General features: G+C 33.3%; 6 protein-coding genes and 1 pseudogene. All 7 read left to right on the forward strand.

The annotated features are described in order from the left end of the window. The first annotated feature begins 604 nt into the window (after window positions 1-604). The gene (locus KJR31_RS00795) at window positions 605-2482 is read left to right on the forward strand and encodes an Eco57I restriction-modification methylase domain-containing protein (RefSeq protein ID WP_214261641.1); all 1878 of its coding nucleotides are present in this window, start codon (window positions 605-607) and stop codon (window positions 2480-2482) included. Further along, a complete protein-coding gene (locus KJR31_RS00800) occupies window positions 2479-5727 on the forward strand; it encodes a DEAD/DEAH box helicase family protein (RefSeq protein WP_214261642.1) in 3249 nt (1082 codons plus the stop codon). The genes KJR31_RS00795 and KJR31_RS00800 overlap by 4 nt, the downstream gene beginning before the upstream one ends. 336 nt (window positions 5728-6063) lie before the next feature. Next, the gene (locus KJR31_RS00805) at window positions 6064-7590 is read left to right on the forward strand and encodes a DUF262 domain-containing protein (RefSeq protein ID WP_214261643.1); all 1527 of its coding nucleotides are present in this window, start codon (window positions 6064-6066) and stop codon (window positions 7588-7590) included. Then, a complete protein-coding gene (locus KJR31_RS00810; RefSeq protein WP_214261644.1) occupies window positions 7587-9674 on the forward strand; it encodes a DUF262 domain-containing protein in 2088 nt (695 codons plus the stop codon). Before KJR31_RS00805 ends, KJR31_RS00810 begins: the two co-directional genes overlap by 4 nt. Window positions 9675-10063: 389 nt before the next feature. Next, a pseudogene (locus KJR31_RS08620) lies at window positions 10064-10159 on the forward strand (DNA recombinase); the annotation flags it as partial. A 699-nt stretch (window positions 10160-10858) separates the two neighbouring features. Further along, complete coding sequence (locus KJR31_RS08625) at window positions 10859-11929, forward strand: AAA family ATPase (RefSeq protein WP_434223048.1); 1071 nt, start codon at window positions 10859-10861, stop codon at window positions 11927-11929. 111 nt (window positions 11930-12040) lie between these two features. Then, on the forward strand, window positions 12041-12991 hold the full coding sequence (locus KJR31_RS00820) for a helix-turn-helix transcriptional regulator (RefSeq protein WP_214261646.1): 951 nt from the start codon (window positions 12041-12043) through the stop codon (window positions 12989-12991). Window positions 12992-13081 lie beyond the last annotated feature (90 nt).

The raw sequence follows: 13081 nt of genomic DNA on the forward strand, positions 1-13081 counted from the left end.
TTCTTGCATCGATTAATTATTTAGACTATAATTAAGTTAAGGTAAAGGTGGTCTAACGCCCATGAAGCAGCTTGCTGTGGAGGCGGTGGGTCACCTTTATTTGATTTTAAAATCAAGAAGATGTATAATTAAGTCACGAAAGAAGTGTGGTTTTCCCGCCCAAAAAGCTTTATAGCTGTGGGAGAGTCATGCTTCTTTTTTGCCTCACAAAAGCCCCTAGATTTGTTTCTAAGGGCTTTTAGTTTTTCCATTGCCTTTGTAGAACTTTAGTATTTTTAAATACAAAACCTTATACTAATCGTATACTTTTTACATAACTATAAACCAATCTGCATTTACATCTGCTAAGTGTTCTATAGCCTTTTGCCTAATTAGGTATACAATTGTTCTTGACTTTCCTATATCATCTACAATTTCATCAACTACAAGATATTAGATTTAAACTTATTACAGAAAAATGGCTCACTGAGAAGAAAGCAATAGAATGAAATAAACACACTGGGATGAGTATTTCAGTGTGTTTTTGTGGTAAAATATAATAGATTAATAAATGAAAAGTAGACGTTTTGTAGAAATTCCAATAAATAACAGGAAAGGTTGCTTTATGGCAATAGATATTAGTGAAGAACAGTTGGCTCTGGAGTCGGCTGATTTATTAAAAATTCTTTTAAAAGATCGAACGACCAAGAAAAATATTGTTTGGGCGACTCATTCTTATGAATTGTTGGGAAAGGGATTTGCTCCGAGTGATCGCATCACTCCAAGTAAGGTTACGGGAGCCTATGCAAACTTGATTCAACCCCGATCAGAAAAATCCAAGTATGAACAAAAAGACCGAACTAAGATTAGAGCTGAAGTTTTTACGCCAACTTGGTTAGTTGAAAAGCAAAATGGCTACGTGGAAGCTGAACTTGAAGCTCTAGATCTTACAGATTATATCCAAGTGCGCTGGCTAGAAATAACCTGTGGTGAAGCACCTTATATGGTTACTCGCTATGATACAGTAACTGGCGAGGAAATTCCATTATCTGAGCGAGTTGGTTTTGTTGATAGAAAATTACAGCGCATTAGTCGTGAGGTTTCAGATGAAGCCAACTTCTATGAACTTGTAAAAGAGGCCTATCGTGCTTCTTATGGCTATGAGTATCAAGGGGATTCTCTCCTTTTAGCGCGTGAAAATCTTTTAGCGACCTTCGAGGATTACTATCTTGCAAAGACTGGAAATCAACCGACCTTAGAGCAAAAGAAAGAAATTGCGACTATTATATCCTACAATGTCTTTCAGATGGATGGATTGAAAAAAATCAGTCCTTACTCAGCTAGACAAGAACCATCTCAACAACTAAGCTTGTTTTCAGATGAGCTAGAAGTCCAAGAAGTAGAAGAATCTAAAACCCAAATCAAAGACTGGAAAAAGAATAAAATGATAGGTTTTGAGAGCCTATCTAGCGAGGAAAGTGAAATGAAATTTGATGTCGTGATAGGAAATCCGCCTTACCAAGAAGAAGCACAGGGAACAAGTACGAGTGATGACCCGGTATACCATCTATTTATCGATGAAGCGAGTAAAATTTCAGATAAATCAATCTTAATTACACCAGCAAGATTTTTATTCAATGCTGGAAAGACACCCAAATCATGGAATAAAAAAATTCTTAGTAGCAAACATTATAAGGTGTGTTATTATAAACAAAATAGTTCAGAAGTTTTCGTTGGAACTGACATAAAGGGTGGTGTAGCAATTACCTATTATGATGCTCAAAAGATGCAAGGCCCTATAGGTACATTTACTCATTTTAAAGAACTTAATAGTATATTAAAAAAAGTTGAGAATCATTTTGACTTTAGATCAATAATGGAAATCATTTATACACAGTCAAAATTTGATTTAGATAAACTCTACGAAGATTATCCTAATTATAAAAATTTAATTGGCAGTAATGGTAAAGATAAGCGACTAAGAAAACCAATTCTAGGAAGACTTGATATTTTTTCTGAAGAAGAAACAGAGGATTGTTTTAAAATTTTAGGCAGATTAAACAATGAAAGAGTTTATCGATATATTCCAAAAAAATATATAGCTCCACATGAAAATCTTTTGAAATATAAAGTTCTAGTACCTGCTGCTAACGGCAGTGGGGCGATTGGAGAAGTCCTATCGACCCCACTCGTGGGTACCCCACTCGTGGGTTTCACAGATACTTTTATCTCTTTTGGTGCATTTGATACTGAAAGTGAAGCTAAAGCTATGTTGAAATACATAAAGTCTAAATTTGCTCGAGCAATGCTTGGGATTTTAAAAATTACCCAAGATAATACCAAAGATAAATGGCAGTACGTTCCTCTCCAAGACTTTACGGTCAATTCGGACATTGATTGGACACAATCAGTGGCTGATATTGACCGTCAGCTCTATCAAAAATACGACCTTTCTCCAGAGGAAATTGCTTTTATTGAGACGCATGTTAGGGAGATGGATTGATGGTAGAAATTAAAACTTCTAAAGAGATTCATCCTAAAATTTATGCCTACACTACACCGACTGTAACCAGCAATGAGGGCTGGATTAAGATTGGTTATACGGAGCGTGATGTCACGCAACGGATTAAAGAACAAACGCATACTGCTCATATAGATACAGATGTCTTATGGACTGGGGATGCCGCCTATACGGAAGAACCTGATAAGGGAAAGACTTTTAAGGACCATGATTTCCACTATTTCCTTTCTTTCCATGATGTGGAACGTCGTCCCAAGACAGAATGGTTCTACTTTAATGGGACACCTGAGAAATCTAAAAATCTTTTTGATAAATTTGTTCAGCATGATTTATCTGGTTATCAGCCTGGTCAAGGACAGGACTATACTCTGCGACAAGAGCAAGAAGAAGCAGTTTCTAAGACCTTAGATTATTTCAAGAATCATCCAGGAGGCAAGTTCCTCTGGAATGCCAAGCCACGTTTTGGCAAAACCTTATCTACCTATGACCTAGCTCGTCGAATGGATGCTGTCAATGTCCTGATTGTAACAAACAGACCTGCCATTGCCAACTCATGGTATGATGATTTTGAAAAATTCATAGCAGGTCAAACGACTTACAAGTTTGTTTCAGAGTCAGACAGCCTTAAAAATCGACCAACCTTGTCACGTAAAGAATTTGTTAGTATTTTAGATGACGATGTAAGACAACTTGCTTTTATCAGTCTCCAAGACTTGAAAGGCTCTGCTTATCTAGGTGGAGAGCACGATAAACTCAAATGGGTGACAGACCTGTATTGGGATTTATTGGTCATCGATGAGGCACATGAAGGAGTTGACACTTTTAAGACTGACCAAGCCTTTAATAAGATCCGCCGAAACTTTACCTTGCATCTTTCTGGAACTCCATTTAAGGCATTGGCCAAGGGAGAGTTTACAGAGGAGCAGATCTACAACTGGTCTTATGCGGATGAACAGTCTGCCAAATCTACTTGGTCTCCTGAACAAGAAGAGGAAAATCCTTATGAAATCTTGCCTCAGTTAAATCTCTTTACTTATCAAATGTCTCAGATGATTGGTGAAGAGCTAGAAAAAGGTGCTCAACTCGATGGTGAAAATATCGACTATGCTTTTGACTTGAGTGAATTTTTCGCTACAGATGATAAAGGGAAATTTATCCATGAGCAAGATGTCAGAAATTGGTTAGATACTCTATCAAGTAATGAAAAATATCCATTTTCAACCAAAGAACTTCGAAATGAACTAAAACATACTTTTTGGTTGTTAGAGCGTGTAGCCTCAGCTAAAGCCTTAAAAGCACTACTAGAAGAGCATCCCATTTATGAAAACTATGAGATTGTTCTAGCTGCTGGTGACGGGCGTATGTCCGAGGAAGATGATAAGGTCACACTGAAATCCTTAGACTTGGTTCGAAAAGCGATAGCAGAGAATGACAAAACCATTACCCTATCCGTCGGTCAATTGACGACAGGTGTGACGATTCCTGAGTGGACAGGTGTATTGATGTTATCTAACATGAAATCACCTGCACTATATATGCAGGCCGCCTTCCGCGCTCAAAATCCATACTCATGGAGCGATAGCAAAGGAAATCATTTCCGCAAAGAAAGAGCCTATGTATTTGACTTTGCGCCAGAAAGAACCCTGATTCTCTTTGATGAGTTTGCAAATAACTTATCACTTGCAACTGCAGGAGGTGGTGGAACTTCTGCAACTCGCGAAGAAAACATTAGAGAATTACTAAATTTCTTCCCTGTCATAGCTGAGGATCGTGCTGGTAAGATGGTTGAGATTGATGCTAAGGCAGTTCTGACTATACCGCGTCAGATAAAAGCTAGAGAAGTCCTCAAACGAGGATTTATGTCCAATCTCCTTTTTGATAATATCAGTGGCATTTTCCAAGCTAGTCAAACCGTTTTAGACATTTTAAATGAACTACCAGTAGAAAAGGAAGGCAAGTTACAAACATCTTCTGATTTACTAGATTTTTCCGATGTTACAGTGGATGATGAGAGTAATGCAGTTGTTGACCATGAAATCGTGATCAATCAACAAACGCGACTTTTTGGTGAAAAAGTTTATGGACTTGGACAGTCTGTTGTTGAATTAGTCACAAAAGACGAGGACAAAACTCAAAAACAACTAATTAATGACTTGAGCGAGACAGTATCTACGGTAATTGTAGAAGAATTGAAAACTGGATACGATCTAAAAACTCGGGAAACAGACCACATCAAGAAACAAATTGCAGTAACATTTGAGAATGAAGTTCGAAAAAATGAGATAGAACGTAAAATTACTGAAGCTCATATCAAGGAAGAGGTGCAGCAACAGCTCAAGGAAGCAAATGATAAGGAGCAGAAAGATAAGATTCAAGAAGATCTTGAAAAACGAATAGAAGAAAATAATCTCATTCATAAAGAAAAACTAGAACAAACACTCAAAAATGAAGTGGAAAAAATGCCTGAGAAGTTTATCGAACAGGTTGAGATCAAACGTGTGGAACAGTTGAAACAATCAGCTCAGGATGAGATTCGTGATCACCTTCGAGGATTTGCACGAACAATCCCTAGTTTTATCATGGCCTATGGCAATCAATCTCTAACTCTTGATAATTTTGACACCTTTGTTCCTGAGCATGTCTTCTTTGAAGTGACTGGTATTACGATTGACCAATTTCGTTATTTGAGAGATGGTGGGCAAGATTTTGCAGGGCATCTCTTTGATCGAGCAACATTCGATGAGGCCATTCAAGAATTTCTTCGCAAGAAAGAGGAGTTGGCGGATTATTTTCAAGATCAAAAAGAAGATATCTTTGACTATATTCCACCACAAAAAACCAACCAAATTTTCACTCCTAAACGTGTGGTGAAGAGAATGGTGGATGATCTTGAAAAAGAAAACCCAGGAATCTTTGATGACCCCTCTAAGACATTTATTGATTTGTACATGAAGTCTGCTCTCTATATTGCTGAACTTGTTAAGCGACTATACAATAGTAATGGCTTAAAAGATGTATTTCCAAATCCTGAAGAACGCTTAAAACATATCCTAGAAAATCAAGTTTATGGATTTGCGCCTTCAGAAATTATCTATAACATTTCCACTAATTTTATCTTTGGAAATCTCTCTCAAGATATCAGTAGAAAGAACTTTGTTTTGGAAGATACCATCCCTGCTGCCAAAGAAGGTAGAATTCAGGAATTGGTGGATAAATATTTTGGGTAGTATAGTGGGACATTTTATTTATAAAGATGGGATATATTAGCTCTCTTTTTGTTGTATGACTTTAAAATTAGATAGAATACTTAGGGTAATATTATTGAAATTATAAGTCAAGATACATTAGGGCTGAGGAGATGGCTGTTGAGTCAAGTGGCAACTCTAACGGCATTGTCTCCTCAATCGTTAATTGATGATGTAAAAAATCTTATTAAAAAAATGCATGAAATTATATTGACTAAAATTGAATAATATCTTTAATTTGATATTTTGTTAACTTTTTATTTTATAATAAGGTTTTTTAGTATTTAAAAGCGAAAACAAATGGAATAGGTGATTAAAATGGGTATTTCAGAGAAGAAAATTGAAGATTTAAGAGGTCTTAAGTTCAACGTTCCATCATATCAAAGAGGCTATAGGTGGACTGAGCATGAGATTACAACTTTATTAGATGATTTTTATAATCATAATACTGAGTATAAATATTGTCTACAACCATTAATCGTAAAAAAAGTTGCTGATGGCACTTACGATGTTGTTGATGGACAGCAAAGACTAACTAGTATTTATATATTTCTTAAATTTATGTCTGCAGAATTTAATAATGGCCGTAGAAGAACTAATCAATATGATTTTTTTGATTTAGAGTATGAAACCCGAAAACAGAGTGGAAACTACTTAAAGAATTTAAATTTTGATACTTATAAAGAAATTGAAAATATTGACATTGATGCTAGTCACATCAGTAAAGCCTTTGAAGCAATAGATAAATGGCTTGATCGTGAAGAAATAAACTCAAATAATGCTTTGAATGATATCTACAAGGTTCTTACAGAAAATGTGTTTTTTATTTGGTATGAGATTGATGAAACTGAAGACCCTATAAAGATTTTTACCAAAGTTAATATAGGGAAAATACCGTTAACAAATGCTGAACTTATTAAAGCTTTGATACTCGACAAAAATAATTATAAAAATGGAGAAGAGAGCGATAAAATACATCGATCTATTGCATGGAATCATATAGAACATAAACTTCAACAGAACTCTTTTTGGCAGTTTTTGACTAATAATGAAGTTTATGATACAAAAATAGATTTTCTTTTCAATTTACTTATACATGGGAATTCTGAAGAGTACAAAGTTGACAAATACTCCACCTTTTATTCATTATATGAAGAATATAAGGGGACCGAAAATAAATCAGAGTTTATATCAGACTTTTGGTCAAAAGTCCAAATACTATTTGAAGAACTAAATAATTGGTACTTAGATTTAGATAAATATCATTTAATTGGTTATCTGCTTTCTTTAGATAGTAAAAATCTAGATAAAGTATTTAAGGCGACAAGAGACAAGAAAAAATCAGAAGCTTTCGATGAGTTGAAAAAATTAGCATTTGATACTATTCCTGACCTTGATTCGCTAGTCGAATTAGTATACGGAGATAAGAGAGTTAAGAATGTATTACTATTATTTAACTTAGTTACTTTGATTAATAAAAGCGAGAAACAGTACCGTTTTCCGTTTGATATTTATAAAACTCAAAAGTGGGATATTGAGCATATTCATGCTACTGCTGATGAATCTGCAGAACCTGATGATGGGTTAGGGAACCTCACTTTACTTGACTCTAAAACAAATCGTTCATATCAAGATAGTCCGTTCGCACAAAAAAGGAAAATTATTATTGATGTAGACGCTAAAGGTCGTTTTGTTCCGGTTTGTACTAGAAATATATTTTTAAAAGTGTATAGTGAAGAAATTGAAAACTTTGAGGTTTGGTCAGACAATGATAAAACTGACTATATTAAAGCAATGAAGCTTGAATTTAATAAATTCTTTGGTACTGAAGGAGAGGAAATATGAGTATAATGGATGATAAATATGACTTAAAGACTCTTTTAGAAAGTTATCGCATTGTAATTCCACTAATTCAACGCGATTATGCGCAAGGAAGGAAAGATTTAAGAACTACCGAGGTAAGAAAACAATTATTAATTGATATAAATTCTGCTTTAATTAACAGGGAAGAGCCGACTTTAGACCTTAATTTTATTTATGGAAAATCTCATAATGGGAATTTTATACCACTAGATGGTCAGCAGCGACTTACAACTTTGTTTTTAGTATACCTTTTCGCTTTTAGAGACAGTGATGCTTGTGATTTTCTTAGAAATTTTTCCTATGAAACAAGAGATTCGTCCAAACAATTTTTCGCTAGTTTATTTGAACACAGAAAATCAATTTTTCAACTCGAAGAGAAACCGTCTGAAATAATAAAAGATGCTGCTTGGTTCGCAGATTCATGGACATTAGATCCTACTATTCAAGGAGCACTTGTAACCTTAGACGGAATAACTGAATTTTTTGATTTTCAATACAACTATTCAAATGCATTAACATCGGAAACAAATTATAGAGTTGCGTTCAACTTCCTTGATATCGAAGATTTAGGTTCAGAGGATGAGCTATACATTAAATTGAACTCTAGAGGACGTCCTCTAACTGATTTTGAGAATTTTAAAGCAAGATTTATTTCAAGAGTACATGAGGTAGACACTAAGTTAGCAAATGATATAGCACTTAAGCTTGATACAAAATGGACTGATACTATTTGGAGATTTGATAAAAATAGATTTGATATAAATTTTTTAAATTTATTTGAAATTGCACTGATTAATAACTTAGAATCACTAGATTATTCTCAACGTGAAAATTGGACAACTAATATTTTATTTGAAGATATTAAGTTAGAGCACATAGAATTGATTGCAAGTGTACTTGATTTTTTAACGGAAAATGAGAAATCAAAGGTTTCACAAGTATTGGAAAAAGCTATCATAAATAAGAGTTTAAAAGATAGAGTCTATTTTCACTTCATTTCTTTGTATTTACTTCATTCTGGGAAAATATTAGATGATAATTTTAAAAGTTGGTACCGCATTTTTAGAAACTTAACAGATAACTCTGAAATAGATTATCAACAACCTTATGAAAGAGCAATTCGAGGTATAAATGAGCAAATTAACCATCTTTCAGACCTTATCTATTATTTGTCTCAAAATAATAAAATTACAGGTTTTAGTATAGAACAGGTTAACGAAGAGATAGAAAAGGCGAAATTAATTTTAGAAGATCCATCTCAATCAGAAGTGATATTTAATGCGGAAAATCATGATTATTTTGGTGGACAAATTAGAAGCAGCTTTTATTTTGAAGATACTAATTCTACAGCCGATAAATACTCGAAAATAAGTTCTTATTGGGATAAGATAAGTGCTATGTTTGAAGATACGAAACCTAAAGAAGGGCTTTTGTTAAGAGCGGCATTGCTTTCTTTTGGAGATTATACATTATATGTAGATAGCTATAAAACACTTTGCCAAGATGATCCTAATGAAAGTTCAAGTACACCAAGTTTAAAACGCTTATTTTCTTCTAAAAATCAATATGTAAAAAAACTACTAGATTCGATTGATATAAATAAACCATTAGAGCTAGAGTATAAGAGGATAATAGAAGAAAATATAAATAGTATAGATGAGCAAAATTGGCGATATATTTTTATCTCGTACTACAAGGTGATGTTCAGTAGAATGAACCGTTCACAGTATAGATTAAAAGCCCCTGACTGGTCAGGTAGACCAGCTGAAATGCTTCTAATTCCTAATAAAAACTCTAGAGCAAAAAACGTTGATATTCATTTATTAGCATTGCAAGAGAAACTCAAAGAATTTAACATTAAGTCATATTATGAAAGTGAGCCTGGTTTAAATACTTTAGACAGGGTTCTTCATGTTGAAAAAATTTATGAAGTTAGATTCTATAAGGATTGCTATAAGTTTAAAAAGTATGAAGATGAAAAATATTCAAGGTTAAACAACTCTCCAGCATCTTTTATAAAATTAGCTGAATACTTGAGAAATGAATTGAACAATACATCATTGTGATATATTTTGGTAAAAAATATTCAAAATTTACTATCTATCTAATGGGCAGTTACGATTATATCTTTTTGTTATATGAGATAAGTATGATTGTACTACCTATTTACTCTGAAAAGATCTAAGATTCACTAAATTGTTTCTCTCTATTTCAGGTATATATACTATCGTCACTCCTAAATGATTGTTTCTTATACAAATTGGTAAACTAAACAATAAGTCTTACATTGGTTATTTGCTTTTAGCTGGCAGTTAACAAGGATTTTATTAGTAATTTTTTAAACAAATAATGAGATTTCTCTTAAAAAAAATTTTTTCTAGCAACAATTGAGTGGACATAATTTGTCCACTCTTTTTTGTAAACTTAAATTATCAATAAAAAGAGGTGAAATTAAATGAATTATTATCAAGTTGAGTTTAAGAATCATGATGATTTCTTAAAAACTCAAACAGAAGATTTTATTAAGACTAATCGTTTATTGCTATTTAAAGAGGATGACGCTTATTACCTTATTTCTCAAGAAAATTACAATGCTCAAGAAATCATGGGGAAAATAAAGGATTTTTTTGACCATGAGTTTACATTAAAAAAAGTTAAAACTCTAACAGAAAGTGATTTTATAAAGAAACTTGAAACAAGTGATAGAAGAGAGCTAGTAAAATTCTTATTAGGTGCAAATAAAGAGACAATGTCTTATCATCTAAAGCCTAATTTTGAAAAACTGGATGAATTGAAAAACATTTGTGGTCTCACTGATTTTAAGAAGGCTGTTCAGGAACTAATTACATATCTTTCATTTCAAGAAAAAATAAATAATAATGAACAACAGCATCACTTTTATATTTTTAATGGTGAGAAGGGATCTGGCCGTAAGTTTGCTATCAAATTTCTGATGTCTCTTTTTGGAATGAATGCAATATTTGTAAATTGTAATAATTTTTTTATTCCTAAGATAGGCGAAAAAGATGTCCCAGTACTAGTTGATTATCTTTCAGCAAGACCAAGAACAAAATCAGATGTTTTTGATGTTTTTAGGCAAAAAAAGGGACATTCATTTAATGTCATTATCGCAAGAACTAGCCAGGAGGCAGAATCTATTAGAAAGGAATTGCTTGAAAATTTTAGTAAAGTATCAATTGTGAATTTTCCGCGGTATGATAAAGCAGAGCTTAAAACAATCGGGCTTCAAATGCTAAACCAAAAAGGTATTCAATTGTGTAATGAAGATTATGAGCAATTAATAGCTGAAAATAAAGTACTAAAGGATGCTAAAGAAGTTCGTCTTTTTGTTCAAGAGCTTGTTGAATTTGCAGTACAAAATGATTATGATCCTTCAGATAAAAACGAATTAAGTCTGGATGGATTTATTCCCCAAAATGAATCTTCAGTTGAAGACGAAGAAAATGCGGAGAAAAAGTTGAGTGAATTAATCGGTTTAGAAGAAGTGAAAATAGTTCTAAACCAGCAGTTAGCTTATAATCGAGTTTCTGCGTTGCGTCAGGCTCATGGATATAGTAATGAAATATTAAATCGTCATCTTGTTTTTTCTGGAAACCCAGGGACTGGTAAAACAGTAGTTGCTAGGCTTTTTTCAGAAATTTTATACAACAATAAGATAATTCAAGAGAATAAGTTAGTAGAAGTAGGTCGAACGGATCTTGTTGGTGAATATGTTGGCCAAACTGCTCCAAAAGTAAGAAAAGCTTTTGATGATGCAAGGGGAGGGGTGCTCTTTATAGATGAGGCTTATAGTCTTATCCCTAGTAGTGAGAGAGATTTTGGACATGAAGCTATTTCAGCGCTTATACAAGAAATGGAAAATCGTCGGGATGAGGTGTTGGTTATTTTTGCTGGGTATGAAGAATTGATGGCCCAATTCATTGAAACTAACCCGGGACTTTCCTCTAGAATTTCTAGAGAAATAAAATTTTTGGATTATACAATTGAACAACTAATTGCTATTTTGGAATTGATGGTAAATAAGAGATATTATCAATTAACCGATGATTGTAAGATGGTACTACGTCAGCATTTTTCAGAAGTTGTAAATTGTAGAAATTTTGGAAACGCTAGATACGTCCGTAAATTAGTAGATGAAATTGTTTTCAGTCAAGCACAACGAGTGATTGAAGGTGATAAGCTTCAGTTAGAAAATGATACTTTTTTAAATCAAATTACATTGATAGATATCAATAAGGCTATCGTAGCCATTGAAGCAAAATCATCAAAATCAATGTCGTTGATAGGATTTGGAAGATAGAAGAAATCGGTACTTGTCAAATGGTAGTATTGGTAGAAGAATTGAACTAGGAAATTGATTGTATCTAAAGCAATGGAAATGTTATAATATTGTTAAAGGATTTAGAATGCTATGAACGACCAAGAACGCTTATTAACTATATTTTTACGATTACAGTCTGGTGCGCATTTATCTAAAGCTCAGCTTGCAGATGAATTTGGTGTTAGTGAAAAGACTATACAACGAGATTTTTCTCTCCTGTCTGGTTTCTTAGATACACAACCGATGGTTGCAGCAGAACTTGCTTACGATACGAGGCATCATACTAGGTATTTAAAAGGGAAATCTTTATTTAATAAAAAGGATATTCTTGTAATTTCAAAGATTTTACTAGAAAATCGTTCTTTGAATAAGGAAGAAAACAAGTCATTACTTGATAGTTTATTGGCACTTATTTCAAAAGATGAGCAAAAAGAAGTTTCTAGTATTATTGCAAGTGAGTTGCTAAATTATGCACCATTATCAGACACACAAAATCGTATTGATAAGGTTTGGGAATGGTCTGAATTAATTCGTAAGGAGTTGGTCTTAGACATTGATTATCAATCTCCTTATAATACTAAAAAGAGACATACAATTTTTCCGGTTTCTCTTTACTATGATACTCATTATTTTTACATAGTAGCCTATAATTTACTATTTGATTCTTATATGACTTTAAAATTAGACAGAATACTTAGTTGGGTAGAATCTAAAAAAGAAAAACCTTCTCTCTCATATGGAAGAAAATTTCGCGATGGAGAAATTCGTAATAAACGAGTAGATTCATTCATAGGAAAAGAGTTAAATATCAGAGTTCTATTCGTCAATGATCCAGCGATTGTTGTTGATCAATTTCCATTAGCAAAAATTATTGAAAAAACATCAACTGGCAATATTATTGAATTTGTGAGTCAAGATACACCAGGGCTGAAGAGGTGGTTGTTGAGTCAAGCGGAATCTCTAACGGTATTGTCTCCTCAATCGTTAATTGATGATGTAAAAACTCTTATTAAGAGAATGCAAGAAAATTATATTAACTAGATGTTTGAGAGCGAATAAGAGAAATTGATAACTCGAGAAAAGCAGTAGTTCAAGTGAAATGCAAGAAGGCAAAGGAACTTGACGCTTTAG

This window comes from Streptococcus infantis (genome assembly GCF_018499575.1).
GTDB lineage: Bacteria > Bacillota > Bacilli > Lactobacillales > Streptococcaceae > Streptococcus > Streptococcus infantis_K.